Below are 21143 nucleotides of genomic sequence, written 5' to 3'. Positions count from 1 at the left end.
AAGAGATCAACCCCGCTCTTCACTTTAGTATGGTAATGAAACTTCAATGATTTTCCTTTTTTTCTCTTGTGACTGCTGCCACTTATAAAGTGTAGGTGATTCATAATTTTCAACATCAGGCACTTCCGCTTGAATTGTCGTGTCATCAATCCATTCATAATGAAAGATTGGATACCATGCATAAGTAAAATAATCTTGCATAGAGTTTGGCATATTGACTTCCATCTTATCGATATTGAGCACATGAAGCATACTTCGAGGAAGTAAAGTGTCTTCATAATATTCATCAAGGTTAATGGAAAAAATAACATTTTCAAAATTTGGTGACCGCTTAAAGCTCCGCAATTCCCCCCAAGCTAAACTGCCGAATGTAACTTCCTCACCAAGTCTTTTCACGAACGCCATTTCACAATATTTTTCGAGACAATTGTATTTGAAAACGCCAATTTCAGCCTCGTTATATTTAAATAGGGGTTCATACGTCAATTCAAAGTTATCTGCCTCATACTTGTATAATAAAAGTTGATTTAAAAATGTTAGCCGGTAAAACGGAATTTCCTCCACTGTATTCGTTGAAAGGTTTTTAAACGAAATGACCTTCTCTTTGTTTAATGTTGGTAATTCATTGATCGATCCTAATAATGATAATATTTCCTCACCATCCTTAGCATCCTTTGGAAGAGTTTTCCTAGCAACAAGTCCGTCGCCATTATCATAATAAAAGGTCCATTCCCATCCGTCACTCTCCTCGGTGATTTGTACTAAGTCATCATACTCCTTGTAAGGTGTTATCAGTTTTACTGGATACGATATTGTTTTCGCTTCAAATGTAACACCATCTGTTAGAGGAAGTTTAATAATAGTTTGAATAGGGTCTAGCTGATTTAATTGTGCCAACGTAAACGATTTTTTTTCGAACTCCATCATTTCCTGATAGACGAGTTCAATGGCATCAGATTTTATATGGTAAATTTTTTGCATTGTAGCACCGGTATTATCTTCCAATATTTCTACGTAGTCCTCGAACAGCCAGGTTGTTGTTTCTGTAAATCCTGCATATTCATTTCCCATTCCAAGAAAATAAGCAACATCACCGTCTGCTTTAAAGTAACTTTGTAATGGTAAATCTACATTTTCCTTTGTTTCTTCTTCATCTACAGGTGGGGTATAGGTAGTTTGGCTAAAGTTATTTGATGACCACGGATTCACTACAAGAAACGTAAAGATAACCACTGCTAAAAAAGTTGTAAACGTTGCGTAGTATAATCGGTTGGATTTCTTTGTAGGCTGCTTTTGCCGCTTTTGCTCGTTTACTTTTGCCATTACTTGTTCCGCTCTTTTAGATGTAGAACCTATTTTTTTATTAAGCTGACGTTTTATTTCATTCATTGGCAAGCACCTCCCATTCATCTGAAGAAAGTTTTTCCTTTAATAATTGTCTTGCTCTTCGCATCCTCGTTTTTACGGTGTTATCGGATATTCTTAATAAGTTTGCAACCTCCAGGACAGAGAGTTCCTCATAGTAGTAATGAATAATGACTTCCCTTAAAGGTATAGGCAAGTTTAAAATTGCTTCGGCAATATCGAGTCGTTCTGCTTGTTGAAGCATCTTCTGAGGATCTGTTTTTGTCTGAAAAAAGGTGTTTGTTAATTGCTGTTTTCGGTATGACCAGCTTTTCAAATAATCTTTACATTTATTAATAACAATGCGTACGAGGTAAGTCTTTAATGATGCACGTTCTTCAAACTGCTCGAACTTGACGTAATACGATAAAAAGGAGTCTTGCACAATATCTTCTGCTACTTGCCAATCCTTCACATATAAGTAGGCAATGCGGAGCAGATAATCGCTATACGTTTCCATTACCTGCTGAAATGCTTGTTCATCGGAAAGCATCATATAAAAAAGCGCTCCTTTCTATTGATTTATCCATTAGACGAAACAGATTTAGTTCTCGTTTTATTAAATGATAAATTTTAAAAAAATAATGAATGTCATTTAACCAGTACGTTATAGGAAGTGCTATTTAGGGTAATTATAGGGCAAAGTATGTCGTGAATCACTTATTGCATTGGTGTTACGTTTTGCGTCAGAGATACATTACAAAAGCAAGGTTATGTCGTACCGGAAAGCTTTACTCATGGTACAAGTGAACAACGGATGCGCGGGTTTAAAAAAGGCTATGATGTCGGGACACTTCAAGGCGGCGATACATTTAGCTTAGAGGCTTCACAGTTATAATGAAACCTGTAGCATATGAAAAATTGCTACAGGTTTTACATTTTTTTGAGAAGGCAATTTAATTTTTTTTGGACTTTATGTATAATGAGTAAGTTAAATAATATTTTTTCGTTTCTTAATAACGTGATGAATAGATAATCGAAAGAGAGTGGATATAATGGGTCGTAAATGGAATAACATTAAAGATAAAAAAGCTGGTAAAGATGCAGCTAACAGCCGTATTTATGCAAAGTTCGGTCGTGAAATTTATGTGGCGGCTAAATCTGGGGAACCAAACCCGGAATCTAACCGTGCACTGAAAACAGTTTTAGAACGCGCGAAAACTTACTCTGTACCAAAGCATATTATTGAAAAAGCAATCGACAAAGCAAAAGGTGGCGGCGATGAGCAATTCGATGAGTTACGCTATGAAGGTTTCGGTGTAGCAGGTACAATGGTTATCGTTGATGCATTAACAAACAACGTAAACCGTACAGCTTCAGAAGTACGTGCAGCATTCGGTAAAAATGGCGGAAACATGGGTGTATCAGGCTCTGCGGCACATATGTTCCAAAATACAGCAGTATTCGGTATTGAAGGTAAATCAGAAGATGAAATACTGGAAATCTTAATGGAAGCTGACTTGGATATGCGTGATATTATGGAAGAAGAAGGAACAATTATCGTTTACGTTGAGCCGGAACAATTCCATGCAACTCAAGAAGCATTTAAAGCAGCGGGCATTGAAGACTTTACTGTAGCAGAGTTAACGATGCTGCCAATGACTGAAGTAGCTTTAGATGGTGATGATCTAGTGAAATTTGAAAAGATGATCGATGCACTGGAAGATTTAGAAGACGTACAACGTGTATATCACAATGCTGATTTAGGAGAATAGTGATTCTAGCCCAAAATAGACAATTTTGGGCTTTTTTTTATGGTGCAGGATTCCGATCTTATAAGACTACCGATGGAAGAATATTAAATATAATAAGGGAATTAGTACAATATTATTACAAATTGTTAAGGAATGTAGTGAATTAGGTAGAACCAGTTGTATTTATTAGTTCGATAATTCAAAATACATATAACTATCTAAATATAATAACAGGCGGTGTATTATGAAAAAAAGGGGCAAACTAGGTACTCGAATCATATTAATAATTGGCATAATTTTTGCAGTGATTCTAGTGCTAAACATGGCTTTGATGAACTATAACTCTTCAAAATCAGTTGAGTCAGCTGTTAAGGAACGTACGGTTGAAGTAGCGAGTAATATTGTAAATTTCATTGATATAGAAAAGTATGAGCAGTTAATTGATAAACCAAGCGAAAATTCGATTTATTGGGAATTGCGTGAAGAGCTTAATGCTCTACGTGAATTTAACGGTGTGTTATACGCGTACACGTATTTTGTTCCCGAAAAAGATGGGGATGTTATATTTTTAGTGGACGGTATGCCAGCGGATGATATCGAGGGAGCTGGAAAGATAGGCACTTCTTCTAGTGCGACGAAATATGAACATATCAAACATGTTATAGAGGATGGGCGCTATGCAACCGATATTTTAAGCAACAAATTTGGTGAATATATTACAGGTATTGTTCCTGTGAAAAACGATTCAGGAGAAACAATAGCTTATTTGGGCGTTGATATCGATGCCTCGTATATTAGATCATTAACAGGAGACGTTGCTAAGCAAGTTGTTCCATTGATGGCAATTCTATTTATCGTAATCATTAGTGGAGCCTTAATTGGTATTTATGCCTATATACGTCGTGCGTTATTACCTCTAGATACTTTAAATGTAGCTGCGGAGCATTTAGCTTCGGGTGATATTGCTCAATCAAAAGCAATTATTGAAGGTATTAAATTTAAAACGAATAATGAAATTACGGTCTTTGCTACAAACTTCCGAAATTCCTTAGAGGATTTGTCGACAACTTTCAAAGTATTAAAAAATCGAACAAATGGTTTGGGAGAAGTAGTTGACTTGATTGAAACATCGACTATAAGTGTTAATACTTCCAATGAAAAAATGGTAGATAATATTTCAACAATATCTCAAAGTGGGGCAATGCAACAAGTAAGTAATACAGAAGTAAATGCAGCGATGAATGAAATGGCGACTGGTATTCAAAAGCTTGCAGACACAATTAATGAAATAGCAGAAATCTCAACAGATATGACAAGTATCGTGGAAGATGGTGCACAGAACTCTGAAAAAGTGGTAGCTCAAATACAAGGTGTAGAAAACTCTGTAGAAAATACGTCAAAACTCGTGAAAGATATGGGTGATAGCTTCCAATCCATTAAAGAGATGGTCAACGTTATTACGAGTATTGCAGATCAGACCAACTTATTAGCGCTTAATGCTGCAATAGAAGCTGCACGCGCTGGAGAAGCAGGAAAGGGATTTGCTGTTGTTGCAGATGAAGTGAAAAAACTGGCTGAAATGTCTCGTCAATCTGCAGAAGAAATTTCAGGACAACTTCAAAAATTCTCAACGATTACAAATAAAGTTTTAGTCGAGATGGATATGACAACGTCAGATGTAAAAGAAGGAACAATTGCGGTAGGAGAAATTGGTCAACAGTTACATCAAATTTTAAATTCAGTTTTAGAAGTAAATAATCGGATTCAGGATGACTCAGCTGTTGTGGAGCAAATGTCTGCAGGGGCAGAACAAATTTTAGCATCAACGGAAGAAATGAGCCGTTTGGTAAATGATACTTCAGACAATGCAAAAAATTTAGCTTACGTTTCTGATGAGCAAACTCAAGTAGTAGATGATTTAACAAAAGCCGTAAATCAATTAGACGAACATTCTCAACAAGTTGTATCAGAAATGAGTAAATTTAAAATATAAAGCTATTAAGAGGGCTGCCGGGTAAGTTTAAACGGGAGATGTATCTGCAAAGAAGAACATAAAAGCGCCATGTCTGTTGTAACTACTTCCGCAAGCAATTTAACGGATGAGATTACGGGTCTTCAAGAATCAATTAGTCGTTATTGAATATAAAGGGTTACAAGGATAAACGGTGGCGACAATTCTCCACTGTTTATTTTTGATTATTTATAAGAAAAGGATAAATATTCTGATAATAATTGCAATTTTTTACATTATAATAAATAATAAAGAGTGAATTTTGAATTACTAGATGGGGTGAATGAGTTTGGTAACATTTAAAGAATTTGAATATAAACGTCCGGATTTAGAACAGATGAAAGAACAAACAGCTGCATTATTAGAAGAGTTTAAAGCTGCCACTACTGTGGATGAGCAAAGCGAGGTTATCGAAAAATTAAACGCCATTCGCAATACATTTTCTACAATGGCCAATATCGTTTATGTACGTGCATCAATTGATACGAATGATGACTATTATCAAAAAGAGCGTGACTTTATTGATGAAGTAAGCCCACTGGCAGATGAGCTTGTTTTTAATTACTATACAGAACTGGTAAAATCACCATTCCGAGCTCAGTTAGAAGAGAAGTGGGGTACGCAGCTCTTTGCTTTAGCGGAAAACTTATTAAAAGGTTTCTCGCCTGCAGTAATCGAGCTTATGCAAAAGGAAAATAAATTAACGTCTGAATACAGCAAGCTAGTTGCTTCTGCTCAAATTGAATTTGATGGTAAAACATTGACATTAGCACAAATGGGGCCATACGCAGAATCTACAGATCGTGAAGTACGTAAAGCAGCGCGTAAAGCGACTGCAGACTTTTATGCATCAAATAAAGAAAAGTTCGATCAAATTTATGATGATTTAGTGAAGCTGCGACATGAAATCGCGACAAAATTAGGCTTCAAAAACTATGTGGAACTAGGCTATGTCAACATGAACCGTATTGACTATAATGCAGAAATGGTAGCAAAATTCCGTGAGCAAGTACGCGAATATATCGTTCCTCTTGCATCAAAACTATATGAGCGCCAAGCGGAACGAATTGGTGTAGAAGACTTCAAGTTCTATGATGAGGGCTTAACGTTCTTAACAGGAAATGCTGTACCTCAAGGGGACCCACAATGGATTATTGATAATGGTAAAAAAATGTACGAAGAATTATCAAATGAAACAGGCGAGTTCTTCAACTATATGATCGAGCATGATTTAATGGATTTAGTTGCGAAGAAAGGTAAGGAGAGCGGTGGATATTGTACGTTTATCGAAGATTATGAATCTCCGTACATCTTCTCAAACTTTAATGGCACATCCGGAGATATCGATGTACTGACACATGAGGCTGGCCATGCATTCCAAGTATATTCAAGCCGAAATATTGGGATTCCTGAATACTTATGGCCGACATATGAGTCAGCTGAGATCCATTCAATGAGTATGGAATTCTTTACTTGGCCGTGGATGGAGCTATTCTTCAAGCATCAGACAGATAAGTATAAGTTCTCACATTTGAGCAGCGGGCTACTATTCTTACCATATGGTGTAGCAGTAGATGAATTCCAGCATGTCGTGTATGAAAATCCACAAATGACACCAGCTGAACGCAATGTTGCATGGAAAGAAATTGAGGCGAAATATTTACCACATCGTGATTATGATGGACATGATTATTTAGAATCAGGTGCTTTTTGGCAACGACAAGGGCATATTTATTCAAGCCCATTCTATTATATCGACTATACGCTAGCGCAAATTTGTGCATTCCAATTTTGGAAACGTTCACGAGAAGATTTTAAAGGAGCTTGGAAGGACTATCTTCACCTATGTAGTCTTGGCGGTTCATTTGCATTCACAAAACTTGTTGAAGAAGCCGGCTTAGTTTCTCCATTTGAGGATGGCTGTGTAGAATCAGTTATTGGCACAATTGAGGACTATTTAAATTCAATCGACGATAAAAAACTATAGTAGATAAAAAGGATTGTTTTGCAAATACTCAGTTGCAAAACAATGCCTTTTTATTTTGTATTTTATGAAGCTTTATGGCATGCTAAAACGTACATAATCTATAGTGATTAATAAAAGAAAAAGATAGTTGAGAAAGAGAGTGAGCCGATGACAAGGAAGCTGTGGTTTCAAGTTGGGGTAGGGATTTTAATTACTTTACTGATTATTAAATATTTTATTGAAATTCATGCGATATTTAATCCAATTATCATTATTTTTACGACAATTCTTGTACCGCTACTACTCGGCGGAGTGCTCTATTATATTTCAGAGCCGTTGCAGCGTATATTGGAAAAACGCGGAATGCCGAGATGGGGAAGTTTAATTACAATTGTTCTTATAATTGCCGGTTTATTCGCAAGCTTTCTGATTTTGATTGGTACTCCAGTTGCCAACCAAGTAAATAGACTTGTGGAAAATGCACCGACGATTGCGAAGGATATTGAAGAAGCAGCAGATTTTATATTAGATAATAAGGAAAATATTCCGATGTTACCTCCTCAGGTAGAAGAGTTTATCGGGTCGGTAACCAATTCCATTCAAGACATTGCTGTCGCAAGTAGTAAATATCTTATGTCCTTCTTAAGTGGAGCGGTAACGGTGACATTAACATTAGTATTAGCGCCGTTTTTCTTTATTTTCATGTTGAAAGACCATGAAAAGTTTGCTCCCCAAATTTATGGTATATTTTCCGGGGAACGTCGCACATGGGTGAAGAAAACTTTAGAAGACATTGATAATGTATTAAGAAGCTATGTACAAGGACAAGTATTGGTCAGCTTTTTACTCGCAATCATGATGTACATTGGCTATTTAATCATTGGTTTAGATTATTCATTGTTACTTGCTTTGTTTGCATTTTTTATGAATATGATTCCATTTATTGGTCCGTGGCTATCCCTTTTACCCGCAGTGATTGTAGCGCTTCTAAATAATCCATTTGACGTTATTTGGGTGGGTGTTGTGACGCTTATCGCTCAACAAGTAGAAAGTAACTTAATTACACCAAATGTTATGGGCCGCTCTTTGGATATTCACCCGTTGACAGTAATTTCAATCGTATTAGCAGCAGGGAATATCGCTGGATTTATCGGGATTTTAATTGCCATACCTACGTACTGCGTCATTAAAGTAATCGTTCAAAATATTTATGAAGAACGCAAACACATTAAAGAGACTGCCAATAAGACGGTATAGTTTTATATTGCTAAATTGCGGGGTATATGTGACAAACATATGCTTCGCTTTTTAATTTTCACTGAACACGGTATACTAAATAATTGAAAAGACATTTAAAAGGAGCATACAATGCTAACATTTGAACAAAAACAAGAAATTATCGAATCATTTCCTCAGTTGACTAAAAAGGAAATTTCATTAAAACGTGTGAATTATCACTTTGAAGGAAGCCTTTACGAAAAAACAATCGTTGTAGAAAAGTTGCACCCTAACGGCAATGGCTTTGTTTTCGTAGGAGACTTATTAAAATATGAAAAAGAAGCAGGCGACAATGGACTTGTGAACATTCGTGATTATGACGAAGAAGCGTTACGTGAAATTGTACGTGATGCCATCGACTATTTATCGGAAGAAGAAGTAGAGGACTTGCCTATTATCGAGACATGGGTATCTCGTGAAGGTACTGAGCTGAATCTCGAATTTAACGATCGTTCTTGGAATATTTATCATCAAGGAAATTTAGAGGAAACATTCGGTACGCGTGAAGACGCTGTCGCTTATTTGCGTGAAGATGGTTTCCGACTTTCAAAATAGATAAGTGGGGGATATGAAGGATGGGGCAGGAGCAGCAATCAAAAGAGATGTCAGGGAATAAAATGGTGAAAATTATCATAGCTATAATTTTAGGCGCTTCCATTATTATCATTGTTGCAATTCAAGCATTTTACATGCTGTGGGAGCCTAAAGAGCCGAAGCAAATTGAACAGCAAAAAGATGAGCAGCCAAGCTATTCGAAATCGGCACAGCATTATTATGAAGAGCTACTTTATTTAGGTTAATATAGTGTGCTATTCCCTCTTGTTGTTTCTACGGCGAGAGGGAATTTTAACAATAGTGTTTAGATTATTTTCTAATAAATAAGGGACTGTTCTAATATATTTTTAAAACATCTAATAAAATTGTGATTTTCTAATAACCTAATGTGTTGTGCTAATAAGTGTTGGAGAAATGCTAAAATAGGCTGTGGATGTTCTAAAATCATCTCAAGTTGTTCTAATATCCGTTCGATTTGTTCAAATAAATTCACATCCCACCAATTACAGTGATTTAAAAATGCCATCTATCCTCATAAATCCGGATAGATGGCTATTTTCATTTTCTCTTTATTTCGGTCTCGTGTCTTTTCTAAACGGCAGCCACCAGTTCCAATCGCCGAACAGCTTCATGAAACTAGGGACAAGCATGAGTCGGATAATTGTTGCATCAATGGCAATAGCTATTGCAATACCGACACCAATTTGCTTAACAGGCATTACATCAGTAAATGCAAATGCGCCAGTAATGACGATCATAATAAGTGCGGCTGAAGTAATGATTTTACTTGTTGAGACAAGTCCATCTATTGTTGCTTTTGTATTATTCGAACCTTTTAAATATTCCTCCTGAATACGGGAAATTAAAAATACCTCGTAGTCCATACTTAATCCGAATACTAAACAGAATATAAGAACAGGAACTATCAACACAAGTGTTGTTGCCTCCAAACCGAAATGTCCATATTGGAATATGTAGACGAGAATCCCGAACGTTGCACCAAGCCCTAAAATGTTCATGATAATCGCCTTTAATGGAATTAAAATCGATCGGAATGCCACCATTAAAATAAAGAATGTTGAAACGATGATAATGGCAATTGCAATAAGTACCTTATTTGCTATTTCATCAAATATTTCCTGGTTGAACTTCGCTTGACCAGACAATGCGAAATCAACACCTAAATCTTTATCCATCCAGTCGCGTACAAAATCCTGTGCTTCTGAAGTTGCACCAGTTGTATTTAAATAGGCCACCATATACATTTTATCTTCTTTAATAAAGTTTTCAGCAACTTCATCGAGTACTCCCGGTGCTTGTGGGTTACTATTTGCCATTTCCCACATTTCAGCAGATTCAATATTTGCCACTGTAAACATAGAAGTTACGCGGTCTACCATTGGATCATCTAATAGCTGTTGTTGAATATCGAATATTTTTTCGCGTCCTTCTGTCGTATCCCAGTCATCGTAATTTTCAGCAAGCAAGAAGACAGGTGTATTTTCAGCTATGCCAAATTCTTCATCCAGTTTATCGAAAGTTTGGCGAGATTCATAAGAAGTCGGTAATGACTCCGTTGAAGGAATCGTTAACTCAATATCTTTAATCGGTACCATTGCAATGATTAGAAGGATAACGGCAACGAAAATAATAGTGACGGGACGCTTCATAACGAAAGCGGCAAACTTTTGCCAACGAGAGGCAGTCGGCTTGATACGGAAAATACGTCCTTTATTTAAACGGTCTCCGAGCAGAATAAGAGTTGCAGGTAAAAGAGTTAGCCCTGTTAATACTGCCAATAGCACAACAATTGTTCCGCCCAAAGCGATATTCATGAAAATCTCAACATCAATGACAACCATTGCACCGAGCCCAATCATGACACAAAGTGCGGAAAAAATAATCGAGCGCCCTGCTGTTTGAATAGCGGTTTGTACAGAGTGTTCAATTGACTGTGTATTGCGCTCTTCACGATAACGATTGATTAATAATAAAGCGAAATCGATACTTAACGCTAAACCGAGCATTGGTACAATATTTAACACGAAAATGGATAGGTTAACGGAATCCCCTAAAAGTGTTAAAATACCGAGTGTCATGACAACAGTTGCACCACCAACAAAAATTGGCAGTAATGAGGCAACGATAGTACCAAATGCAAGTAGTAAGACAATCAATGCAATAGGTAAACCAATTGTCTCTGCTTTAATTAGATCATTTTGGCTAGCTAGATTAATATCTTTTGAAATAACAGGTTCGCCCGTAATAGAAATGCCATTATTTTCACCGAGCTTTTCTCTCAGTTCATCAATAATAGGGAAGTAATCGACGACTGTGTTATCAAACTCTAAAAGACCGTAAGCGAAACCATTGTTATTTAATTCTTCTACACCTACTGGAGAGGTAATAGTTTGTATTTCCTCGATCGTTTCTAAACTTTCAAGTGCCGTATTGATTTCTTCTTCGGTTTTATCTTCAAACAATACGAAAATCGTTTTTGCAGGAAGGTTGAAAGTTTCGGAAAGTTCATTTGTTACATAAGAATGATCTCCATCATAAAAAAATCCATCCCCTTGCAGTTTAGCGGGAAGTTGTAATGCCAAATAGGCAAGAATGACTAAAAGCGTACACCATATAAGAACTATGGGCTTTGCGAACCTTGTGACAAATACTGCGAACTGTTTCATCTAATACCGCCTTTCTTTCTCAGTAATTACAGTGTAATAGATTCCTGGAAAAAAAGAAAAGAGGGAGGTTTGCCCGAAAGAAATTTCGGAACATACCTATCCTCCAACTAAAAGAATATGTTTAATATTGTGTAAATAACTGCTGCCATGACAGCAGAGATAGGCATTGTAATAATCCAAGTAGTGACTATTTTACGAGCCATTCCCCAGTTTACGCCTTTAACATTTTGAGCCGCACCAACACCCATAATCGCAGATGAAATAACATGTGTTGTAGATACCGGTAAATGGATTAGTGTTGCCCCAAAAATAATCGATGCAGAAGAAATATCGGCTGCTGCACCATTTACAGGGCGGATTTTCATGATTTTACCGCCGACTGTTTTAATAATTTTATAACCACCAATGGATGTACCGAGACCCATTGCTAAAGCACAGGCGAAACGTACCCAGCTTTGTACATCATCAGTAGTTTGCCAATTGGCTGCAATAAGTGCCATTGTAATAATACCCATTGCTTTTTGCGCATCGTTTGTACCGTGCGTAAATGCCTGGATCGCAGCCGTGAAAATTTGCATAATACGGAAGCCCTTATTTGTTTTATACAGGTTCATATCTTTAAAAAGGAATTTCATAAGTGTCATCATAATATATCCGACAGTAATAGCAATGATTGGTGAAGCTAATAAAGCGATAAGAATTTTAGTAAAGCCACTATAATTTAAAACACCAATTCCAGATGCTGCAATAGCTGCACCGGCAATTGAACCAATCAATGTATGTGAAGAACTTGATGGAATCCCAAAATACCAAGTGACTAAGTTCCAAGTAATTGCAGATAATAATGCTGCTAGTATAACAACAGAACCGATTAATGGTGCATCAGGGGATGACAATGCAAATGGATCAACAATATCTGATGCAATCGCTTTTGCTACGCCTACGAATGTAATGGCACCTAAAAAGTTCATAATTGCTGCCATGATTACCGCTACTCGAGGCGGTAGGGCACGTGTAGAAACAGATGTTGCAATAGCATTTGCAGTATCATGAAAACCATTAATGAAGTCAAATGCAAGTGCAAAAAAGACTACTAAGACGGTAATAATAAGTAGTGTGTTCATAAAAGGACTCCCTAAATTTTACGCGTTACGCATAATGATTGTTTCAATTGTGTTTGCCACTGTTTGACAGTAGTCAGCAATTTCTTCTAACTGCTCATAGATATCTTTGAATTTAATTAAACGAATTGGATCTTTTTCATTTAAAAATAGTTTTTTGATTGAAGAACGTAATACTTCATCACATTCACGTTCATAATCTTTAATTAAAATCGCATGCTGACGCATACCAACAAGATCCTTTTTGTTTAATAGCTCCATTGCTTTTACAATTTCATCTGTTGATTTGGCAATGTAGACTAGGAAATCACGCATCGAATCATCGATTTCTGTTAAAGAGAACATTTCAAAATGTCCAATTGTGCCTTCTGTTCCATCTAAAACATCATCCATACGAATGGCTAATGATAATATATCTTCACGCTCGATTGGCGTCATAAATGACTTATTCAGCATAACGATTAATTCATGGATCAATTTATCGCCCGCTGTTTCATATTGTTTCATACGAATACTAATCTCTTTTAAATCTGCAACCGTTTCGATACGGAAATCATTTGCATAGTGAATGCCTTCACGCATATTTTCAGCAATTTTTAATAATGCCGCGAAAAACGGGTCTTGCTTCTTTGAACTAAACATGGAATTGCCTCCTGAATTTATATAATAGAAATTATTTTAAAAATTAACCTCAATTATCATAACAAAAACTTAAAAAAATCTATACAAAATTTACGTTGTGTGAGTTAAACTTTACAATTCTGTAACATAAGGAAAAAGTGAATATTTGCTTATATTTAGTCAATAAAGAGGAAATTATGAGCAAATAGAGAATATAGTTATGTTATTTCAATAAAATTTGTAGTTCGTTTTCTAAAAAGGGCTTTGCATTTAAAAAGCGCACAAATTCGTCATATTTTACTCGTTGTTCATTTGTTGGCTTTTTCCCCGTGAAATATGCACGAATTAAAATATTCTTTGGGGTATTTTCCATATCGATAAACTCTAATAGCTGTGTATCATAGCCAACAAGTGATAGTAGCTCAGCACGAATGGAGTCTGTTGCTAATGCAGCAAAGCGCTCTTTCACTAATCCATGTTGAGTCATGACTGATAGAGCGGGTGCTTGAAGCTGACGGTTAAGCTCATGTTGACAGCAAGGAACACTTAAAATTACTTTTGCTCCCCATTTCACTGCACGTGCCAATGCCATATCTGTCGCGACATCGCATGCATGTAACGTTACAACCATATCGACTTGAGTTTCTTCATTAAAATCATTAATATCGCCTACTAAAAATTGTAGATTTTCATACTGTAAATCCTGGGCAATATGATTACATTCATCGATTACTTCTTTCTTTAGGTCTAGACCTGTGACGTGAATATCCAGTTCTTTTTCGACTTTTAAATAATAATACAACGCAAATGTTAAATACGATTTACCAGAGCCAAAATCTAAAATACGAATTGTTTTGTCTTTTGGTAAGTGGGCTAAAGAATCATCAATAAACTCTACAAATCGATTGATTTGTTTAAACTTATCGTACTTTTGCTTTTTGATCTTCCCATCTTCCGCCTGCACACCTAAACGAACTAAAAACGGGTGTACTCGTGAGTCATCCAGTAAGTACTGTTTTTTACGATTATGAGATAAATCAACTTGTTTTGCCGTCGCATTTTGACTTGACTTCCAGAGTACTTTGTTCTTTTTGGAAAGCTGTACCTGTATCGTCTGTTCCTGAAACTCAGCATGCGCTTGCCTGAATTGCTCAAAAAGCATGTCGAGCTTAGCAGTCAAATCCTGTAACGTAACATTTTCATGCTTTAAAATTCTTTCATATTGATATTCAAGCTGGATCATATATTCTTCGCGTATTTCGACTGGCTTTAGCTTTACGCGTTTTAAGTCATTTGATTTTTGCCGAGGTTGGCTAATTGTTGCTTGGATTAATGTTTTATTAGAAATTAGTGCGAGAAGTTGCACTTTCATTTGTTCAAATTCCATAAAAACCGCCTTTTCTTTTTTCAAAATAATCATGTTCGTATAATATAATAATGCGCCTTTGTCGTCTCATTGTACAGGCTTTTGAATTGTATGATACGATGGGGAAAAGTTTTAATGTAAGCAAGGAGGCAACAGTTTGAAAGATGTTGAAGTATTAGTTGAACGCGGTGTATTAGTCGGAGTCAATTTACAAAAGAATGAGCATTTCGATTATTCAATGGAAGAATTGTCGAATTTAGCAGAAGCATTGAATGTAGAAATTGTCGGTATGGTAACGCAAAATTTAGAGCGCGTAACATCGTCACATTATGTAGGCACTGGGAAAATTGAAGAAATTAAAGCATTCTTTGAAGAAACAAATGCAAACATTGTTATTTTTAATGACGAACTGTCCCCTTCGCAAATTCGAAATTTAGAACGGGATTTAGAATGTAAAGTAATTGACCGAACTATGTTGATTTTAGATATTTTTAGTCGTCGTGCAAAAACACGTGAAGCACAATTGCAAGTGGAACTTGCTCAACTACAATATATGCTTCCACGCCTAGTTGGGCTTCATGCATCATTATCACGTCAGGGCGGGGGCACAGGTGGAGGCTTTAAAAACCGTGGTGCAGGTGAAACGAAGCTTGAGTTGGACCGTCGAAAGATTGAAGATCAAATTTCGAAAATTAAAAAAGAATTAGAAGTAGTAAAAGAACAGCGTGAAACACAACGTAAGCAACGCCGTAAAAATGCTGTGCCAGTCGTTTCCATTGTAGGATATACAAACGCAGGGAAATCTACAATTATGAACCAGCTGCTTGCAAAGGCTGGCCAAGATGTAACAAAGCAGGTTTTTGAAAAGGATATGCTTTTTGCAACATTGGAAACGTCTGTCCGCAATATTGAACTCGAAGACAATAAGTCATTTTTACTTACGGATACTGTAGGTTTTGTTAGTAAATTACCTCACCATTTAGTGAAGGCTTTCCGTTCGACTTTGGAAGAAGCACGTGAAGCGGATTTACTTTTGCATGTTGTCGATGTATCAAATGAAGAATACCGCTTCATGATGGACGTGACGAATGAAACGTTGAAGGCTATCGATGTTGAGAATATTCCTACCATTTATGTATACAACAAATCTGATTTGGCAAGTTTAGAATATCCGTTAGTAAGTGGCGATAATATTTGGCTTTCTGCGAAGCAAAATGTTGGCTTGGATGAATTGCTGCAGCTTATTCGCAAACAAATTTTCGCCAACTATATCACCTGTCAAATGCTGATTCCTTACGATCAAGGAGCTGTGGTTTCTTATTTAAATGAACAAGCTACCATTTTTGAAACAGCTTATGAAGAAAATGGTACGTTACTGACGCTCGAGCTTAAAGAAGCGGACTACCAAAAATACGACAACTATGTCCTGAAATAAAATAATAAATCTAAGGTATATTGCGGTGGCAATGTACCTTAGATTTTTTTGTGGTTATTTATCCAAAAAGAGGCAGAGTCAAAATGATTTCTTTATATAATTAATTGCTTTATAATTCAAAAGTCTAAAATTTAATAATATATCTTAATTGTTAGAAAATAATGAAAAATGACATAATTATAACATTTTGATTATTTGTTGATTTTAATCAACTATTGCGCTAAAGTGTTTCAAGTGTATTATTTCAAATGTCAGACAACAGACTTAATTGTCGGAATATTTATTAATCGGAGGATTTCAAATGTATTCAAAAGAAGAAATAGTGAAATCTGTTCCTCAAACAGGATTTGTCGGTCAACCAAAAGGTTTATTTACATTATTCTTTACAGAGTTTTGGGAACGATTCTCATATTACGGAATGCGTGCCATTTTACTTTTCTACATGTACTATGCTGTTAAAGATGGTGGATTAGGATTAGATCGTACGCAGGCAAACATTATCATGTCGATATATGGTTCATTAATCTACATGTCAGGTATTATTGGCGGTTGGATTGCTGACCGTATAACGGGTACACGTAAAGCTGTATTCTATGGCGGTATATTAATTATGGTCGGTCATATATTATTGGCATTACCGCTTGGTGTAACAGCACTGTATTCATCAATGTTCTTTATTATCATTGGTACAGGCTTACTTAAACCGAACGTATCATCAGTTGTAGGTGATTTATATGCGCCAACAGATGCACGTCGTGATTCAGGCTTCTCCATTTTCTATATGGGTATCAACATGGGTGGTTTCTTAGCGCCTTTATTAGTTGGACTATTCCAAAAGAACTGGGGCTTCCATGCCGGATTTGCAGTAGCTGCAGTAGGTATGTTCATCGGATTGGTTGTATATTTAATGTCTCAGAAGAGTCTAGGCTTAGCTGGTTCATTTGCACCAAACCCTCTTACTGACGTAGAGAAGAAAAAATCAGCACGTAACTTTACAATTGGTGGTATAGTCATTGTAATTTTAGGTTTCATTGCATATCAAACAGGTAATGCAAATATCGAAAACTTCTCATTATTAATTACAGCATTAGGTATTTTAATTCCAACTTTATTTATTACTTATATGTACCGTAGCCCAAAAACAAATGCGGATGAAAAATCTCGTTTGTTGGCATATATCCCATTATTCCTATGTGCGGTAATGTTCTGGGCAATTGCAGAGCAGTCTTCAACAATTCTTGCGACATTTATTGATACACGTACAAATTTAACATTTTTAGGGTTTGAAATTCCGGCTGCATGGTTCCAATCATTTAACCCACTGTTCATTATTTTAATCGCACCAATATTTGCGGTTCTTTGGACTAAGTTAGGGGATCGTGGACCTTCAACACCGAAGAAGTTTGCGCTTTCGCTATTCTTCTCAGGTACTTCTTTCCTAATAATGATTGCTGCAATCGTTTTAACGCCTGCAGATACATTAGTTAATCCATTATGGGTTGTGTTCTCGATTTTCCTAGTTGTATTAGGTGAATTATTACTTTCACCAGTTGGTTTATCTGCAACAACAAAGCTAGCTCCTGCAGCATTCGCAGGACAAACAATGGCTTTATGGTTCTTGGCAGCAGCAGCAGCTCAGGCAATTAACGCACAGTTAGTTCGTGTATACGAGCAAGTTTCAGAAACAGCTTATTTCGGTGTATTAGGTATTTTATCTATTGTACTAGGTATAGTTATCTTAATCATTTCACCAATCATTACGAAAGCAATGCGCGGTGTAAAATAATTTTTTAACCTTAATTTGTAGATTTTTTTACGAATTAAGGTTTTTTCTTTTGGAAAGAAAGGAATAATAAAAGTTAACTACTTAAAATGGTAGCTTGTGGTATATAATGGAACTGGGAGAATCCTTACTAAAATAAAATATCTCCAATAAAAATTTTAGTTGGGAAGGATTAATACAACACTTGAAATATGCAGAACATTCCCGATGGTTACAAGATCTCGATAAGCAGTGTAAACGGCTGAGAGATGCAAATAATTGTAATAACAGTTTTAATGGCACGATGAAAAAGTAACTATAGGGGAGGCAAACATTATGTTAGAATCAGTAACAATTAAGGAATTGACGACAATTGAACAAATTGAAGAGGCACGTGAGTTAGAGCATGAGATTTGGGCAGTCGGTAGCATCCCTGTTCATCAAACCATTGCAACAATCCGTAATGGTGGAATTGTTCTTGGAGCTTATTTAAATGACGAGATTATTGGCTTTAACTATAGTTGTCCTGGATATATGGATGAGCAAGTGTATTTATATTCCCATATGATCGGTATTAAACGTAATTACCGTGAGCAAGGTGTAGGAGAATTACTAAAAAATTATTTGAAAGATATCGCTATCGAACGCGGCTATCGCACTTGTCGATGGACGTTTGATCCGCTTGAAGCGCGTAGTGGTTATTTAAACTTTTCGAAGTTGCGCAGTTATAGCGATACTTATATAGAGAACTGCTATGGTGAGATGGAAGATCCATTTAATAAATTATTGCCTACAGATCGCCTTTGTGTAGAGTGGCAGCTCGTTGATAATGATTACTTACGTTGGGATGCAAAAGTAGAAGAATTGCTTGATGAAGCAAAACCTATCGTAGATTGGGAAGCAAATATTGTAGGGTTGCCTACATTGGATAAGGAACAAAAGTTTAGTAAAGAGGAAACACTTATCCACGATGCATATACATTGCCTATTCCAACAAACTTTCAAAAAATCAAAGTCGAGAGTGTCGCTTTAGCAGAAGATTGGCGGTATAAAACAAGAAATATTCTACAAGCAATGTTTGACCAAAATTATAAAATTATTTATTTAATGAAAAAAGATGAGCAAATAAGCCATTATCTACTTGTGAAGCGTTCCTTATTTGCTCTTTAATTCCTTTTCAGCGGGTGCATCATTGCCCGCTGAAAGTTTTTTAATTTAACAATTAATAGGAGCAATGAACATGAAATTAGTCGAAGTCACAATGCATGAACTCGTAATGAAGATGAAAACACCATTTACAACGAGCTTTGGGTCAATGCAAGATAAACGATTTTTAGTAGTGGAGGCGAAGGATGAAAGTGGAGTTGTCGGTTGGGGAGAAGGTGTTGCTTTTGAAGAACCATCCTATACCGAAGAAACTTTTAAAACTATGCGTCATATATTGGAGGATTTTTTAATTCCAACATTATTGGGAGCTGAATTGAAGCATCCAGATGATGTATTTGAGATGTTTCGGCCCATTCGTCGCAACAATATGGCGAAAGCAGCAATTGAAGGTGCAGTATGGGATATTTACGCCCAATTAATGAATCAACCGTTAGCGAATGTCATCGGAGGATCCCAGGATAAAATCGAAGTGGGGATTAGTATTGGATTACAGTCTACAGATGAACAGCTTATAAAAACGATTCAACATTATTTAGATGAAGGTTATAAAAGAATTAAAGTAAAGATTAAGCCTGGAAAAGATATCGAACTTTTACATACGATTCGCCAAGTATTTCCTAATATCCCTTTAATGGCAGATGCAAATTCCGCATATACATTAGAAGATATGGGGAATTTAAAAAAGCTGGATGAGTTCAATTTAATGATGATTGAACAGCCACTTTCCCATGATGATTTAATCGACCATGCCTTATTACAAAAGGAAATTAAGACACCGATTTGTTTAGATGAAAGCATTACCTCTCTTGAGGATACACGTAAGGCGATTTTGCTGGGGAGCTGTGGTGTTATCAATATTAAAATTGCACGAGTAGGCGGTATTAGTGAAGCAAAGCGCATTCATGATTACTGTATGGAGCACCATATACCTGTTTGGTGTGGAGGGATGCTTGAAGCAGGAATAGGCCGGGCACAAAATGTTGCTCTTACAAGTCTTGCTAACTTTATAATGCCTGGAGATACTGCTGCCTCAAGCCGTTATTGGTATGAAGATATTATTAGCCCGGAAGTAACAGTAGAAAATGGCTACATTAAAGTTCCTCAAAAAAATGGAATCGGCTATGAAGTAAATCGTGCAATATTGGAAAAGTACAGTGTCAATAAAACAACCTATCGGATTTAGATACAAGTGGCTGGGACAAAACCCGGCCAAAATCAAAAGTCCTGCAAACTTTACGATTAGTAAATTTGAATGGCTTACTTATTGTGTCAACTGCGTAGCCTTTGTTCTCCGTTACGGCGGACGCTTTCCTAGGGGCACGGCTCGAGCCTGTAGTCTCTCCCTCGTGCTGTTCCCCTGGGAGTCGCCGCCTTCACTCCGAACAACTAATTTATCATCTATATCAAGTAAATCTCTGCATAATTTCAGGCATGAAAAAAGGACATTCTCTGTAAAAATTTAAGTATCCTACCACCAAATTTTAAACGAAAGAAGTGTTACCTCTCCGAATATTTCCCTTATAAAGCGCAAAAGAGAAATTGCACAATGCAATTTCTCTTTTTGCGTGAACTGGAACTAATTCTTTCCCCTCTTTGAGATTGTCGACAAAAGGCCAGGAGAGATGAACTCTCGAGACTTTTTGTCTTTTTATTATAAATTTCAACTAGATGGTTAGCCGGAACAATTTGTTCACGTTCATTGTTTGATTACTATTCATTAGAGAAATCCTAACTCAATTTATTTAAAGCGATTAATAAGTTGATTGGAGTGGAGGGACCGTGACTCCACCGGGAACAGCAAAATTTATTTTGCGACGAGTAATCGCAGGAGCACCGCGCGGAAGATCCACTAAATTGTGCCTGCCGTTGTAGGCACAATTTAGTTAGCTAGAGCCGTGCCCGGGGAAAGCATCGGTCCCGGAATGGAAATCAACGGTTCAGTGTTAAGGTGATTTTTAAACAAACATTTTTTAAGAATTTGTTTACAGTCTGAAACTATGAATTTATATTTGTGGTTTTTTATTATTTCGTCTAATTTCCTATATATACTGTACTTTGTAAATAAAACGGCTAATT

16 protein-coding genes and 1 pseudogene are annotated in these 21143 nt (G+C 36.5%); 11 read left to right on the top strand and 6 right to left on the bottom strand.

What is annotated here, in order from left to right; all coding sequences use genetic code 11:
- Positions 1 to 24: 24 nt before the first annotated feature.
- Both H9635_RS16510 and H9635_RS16505 read right to left on the bottom strand, forming a co-directional pair.
- Entirely contained in the window at positions 25 to 1389 is a 1365-nt protein-coding gene (locus H9635_RS16510; protein ID WP_191701405.1) for a hypothetical protein, read from the bottom strand.
- A complete protein-coding gene (locus H9635_RS16505; protein ID WP_225231358.1) occupies positions 1382 to 1900 on the bottom strand; it encodes a sigma-70 family RNA polymerase sigma factor in 519 nt (172 codons plus the stop codon). The genes H9635_RS16510 and H9635_RS16505 overlap by 8 nt, the downstream gene beginning before the upstream one ends.
- Before the next feature lie 195 nt (positions 1901 to 2095).
- On the opposite strand from H9635_RS16505, the pseudogene H9635_RS16500 reads away from it, so the two are divergent.
- The 7 genes and pseudogenes from H9635_RS16500 to H9635_RS16470 form a co-directional block, all read left to right on the top strand.
- Positions 2096 to 2242, top strand: a pseudogene (locus H9635_RS16500) (neutral zinc metallopeptidase); the annotation flags it as partial.
- 157 nt (positions 2243 to 2399) lie between these two features.
- On the top strand, positions 2400 to 3119 hold the full coding sequence (locus H9635_RS16495) for a YebC/PmpR family DNA-binding transcriptional regulator (protein ID WP_191701404.1): 720 nt from the start codon (positions 2400 to 2402) through the stop codon (positions 3117 to 3119).
- A gap of 223 nt (positions 3120 to 3342) precedes the next feature.
- A complete protein-coding gene (locus H9635_RS16490; protein ID WP_191701403.1) occupies positions 3343 to 5091 on the top strand; it encodes a methyl-accepting chemotaxis protein in 1749 nt (582 codons plus the stop codon).
- A gap of 307 nt (positions 5092 to 5398) precedes the next feature.
- On the top strand, positions 5399 to 7096 hold the full coding sequence (locus tag H9635_RS16485; protein WP_191701475.1) for a M3 family oligoendopeptidase: 1698 nt from the start codon (positions 5399 to 5401) through the stop codon (positions 7094 to 7096).
- 147 nt (positions 7097 to 7243) lie between these two features.
- Complete coding sequence (locus H9635_RS16480) at positions 7244 to 8332, top strand: AI-2E family transporter (protein ID WP_191701402.1); 1089 nt, start codon at positions 7244 to 7246, stop codon at positions 8330 to 8332.
- A 111-nt stretch (positions 8333 to 8443) separates the two neighbouring features.
- Positions 8444 to 8908: a hypothetical protein gene (locus tag H9635_RS16475; RefSeq protein WP_191701401.1), complete on the top strand. Its 465-nt coding sequence runs from the start codon at positions 8444 to 8446 to the stop codon at positions 8906 to 8908.
- Positions 8909 to 8928: 20 nt separating this feature from the next.
- Positions 8929 to 9153 carry a hypothetical protein gene (locus H9635_RS16470; protein ID WP_191701400.1) on the top strand — a complete coding sequence of 75 codons (225 nt, stop codon included), beginning with the start codon at positions 8929 to 8931 and terminating at the stop codon, positions 9151 to 9153.
- Between the two features lie 324 nt (positions 9154 to 9477).
- On the opposite strand, the gene H9635_RS16465 is transcribed toward H9635_RS16470, so the two are convergent.
- From H9635_RS16465 to H9635_RS16450, 4 genes are all read right to left on the bottom strand, one after another.
- Positions 9478 to 11595: an MMPL family transporter gene (locus H9635_RS16465; protein ID WP_191701399.1), complete on the bottom strand. Its 2118-nt coding sequence runs from the start codon at positions 11593 to 11595 to the stop codon at positions 9478 to 9480.
- 107 nt (positions 11596 to 11702) lie between these two features.
- The gene (locus H9635_RS16460) at positions 11703 to 12719 is read right to left on the bottom strand and encodes an inorganic phosphate transporter (RefSeq protein WP_191701398.1); all 1017 of its coding nucleotides are present in this window, start codon (positions 12717 to 12719) and stop codon (positions 11703 to 11705) included.
- 18 nt (positions 12720 to 12737) lie between these two features.
- On the bottom strand, positions 12738 to 13358 hold the full coding sequence (locus H9635_RS16455; protein ID WP_191701397.1) for a DUF47 domain-containing protein: 621 nt from the start codon (positions 13356 to 13358) through the stop codon (positions 12738 to 12740).
- A gap of 202 nt (positions 13359 to 13560) precedes the next feature.
- Entirely contained in the window at positions 13561 to 14724 is a 1164-nt protein-coding gene (locus H9635_RS16450) for a class I SAM-dependent methyltransferase (RefSeq protein ID WP_191701396.1), read from the bottom strand.
- Positions 14725 to 14860: 136 nt separating this feature from the next.
- Here H9635_RS16450 and hflX point away from each other — a divergent pair, with 136 nt between their 5' ends.
- The 4 genes from hflX (at position 14861) to menC (ending at position 20250) form a co-directional block, all read left to right on the top strand.
- Entirely contained in the window at positions 14861 to 16138 is a 1278-nt protein-coding gene (hflX, locus tag H9635_RS16445) for a GTPase HflX (RefSeq protein WP_191701395.1), read from the top strand.
- Positions 16139 to 16439: 301 nt separating this feature from the next.
- Positions 16440 to 17924: a peptide MFS transporter gene (locus H9635_RS16440; protein ID WP_191701394.1), complete on the top strand. Its 1485-nt coding sequence runs from the start codon at positions 16440 to 16442 to the stop codon at positions 17922 to 17924.
- Positions 17925 to 18236: 312 nt separating this feature from the next.
- Positions 18237 to 19070, top strand: coding sequence for a GNAT family N-acetyltransferase (locus H9635_RS16435; protein WP_191701393.1), 834 nt, complete (start codon positions 18237 to 18239; stop codon positions 19068 to 19070).
- A gap of 70 nt (positions 19071 to 19140) precedes the next feature.
- Positions 19141 to 20250 carry an o-succinylbenzoate synthase gene (gene menC / locus H9635_RS16430; RefSeq protein WP_191701392.1) on the top strand — a complete coding sequence of 370 codons (1110 nt, stop codon included), beginning with the start codon at positions 19141 to 19143 and terminating at the stop codon, positions 20248 to 20250.
- The last annotated feature ends 893 nt before the right edge of the window (positions 20251 to 21143 follow it).

The sequence above is a fragment of the Solibacillus faecavium genome, assembly GCF_014836905.1.
GTDB classification, from domain to species: Bacteria; Bacillota; Bacilli; order Bacillales_A; family Planococcaceae; genus Solibacillus; species Solibacillus faecavium.
The sequence above is the reverse complement of the archived record's forward strand: the minus strand, read 5'-3'. Positions and strand labels throughout refer to the sequence as shown.

Excerpts from the sequence above, each read along its gene's own strand:
- H9635_RS16510 (WP_191701405.1), bottom strand. The coding sequence starts at position 1,389 with ATGAATGAAATAAAACGTCAGCTTAATAAAAAAATAGGTTCTACATCT.
- H9635_RS16505 (WP_225231358.1), bottom strand. The coding sequence starts at position 1,900 with ATGATGCTTTCCGATGAACAAGCATTTCAGCAGGTAATGGAAACGTAT.
- H9635_RS16495 (WP_191701404.1), top strand. The coding sequence starts at position 2,400 with ATGGGTCGTAAATGGAATAACATTAAAGATAAAAAAGCTGGTAAAGAT.
- H9635_RS16490 (WP_191701403.1), top strand. The coding sequence starts at position 3,343 with ATGAAAAAAAGGGGCAAACTAGGTACTCGAATCATATTAATAATTGGC.
- H9635_RS16480 (WP_191701402.1), top strand. The coding sequence starts at position 7,244 with ATGACAAGGAAGCTGTGGTTTCAAGTTGGGGTAGGGATTTTAATTACT.
- H9635_RS16475 (WP_191701401.1), top strand. The coding sequence starts at position 8,444 with ATGCTAACATTTGAACAAAAACAAGAAATTATCGAATCATTTCCTCAG.
- H9635_RS16470 (WP_191701400.1), top strand. The coding sequence starts at position 8,929 with ATGGGGCAGGAGCAGCAATCAAAAGAGATGTCAGGGAATAAAATGGTG.
- H9635_RS16465 (WP_191701399.1), bottom strand. The coding sequence starts at position 11,595 with ATGAAACAGTTCGCAGTATTTGTCACAAGGTTCGCAAAGCCCATAGTT.
- H9635_RS16460 (WP_191701398.1), bottom strand. The coding sequence starts at position 12,719 with ATGAACACACTACTTATTATTACCGTCTTAGTAGTCTTTTTTGCACTT.
- H9635_RS16455 (WP_191701397.1), bottom strand. The coding sequence starts at position 13,358 with ATGTTTAGTTCAAAGAAGCAAGACCCGTTTTTCGCGGCATTATTAAAA.
- H9635_RS16450 (WP_191701396.1), bottom strand. The coding sequence starts at position 14,724 with ATGGAATTTGAACAAATGAAAGTGCAACTTCTCGCACTAATTTCTAAT.
- H9635_RS16440 (WP_191701394.1), top strand. The coding sequence starts at position 16,440 with ATGTATTCAAAAGAAGAAATAGTGAAATCTGTTCCTCAAACAGGATTT.
- H9635_RS16435 (WP_191701393.1), top strand. The coding sequence starts at position 18,237 with ATGTTAGAATCAGTAACAATTAAGGAATTGACGACAATTGAACAAATT.
- menC (WP_191701392.1), top strand. The coding sequence starts at position 19,141 with ATGAAATTAGTCGAAGTCACAATGCATGAACTCGTAATGAAGATGAAA.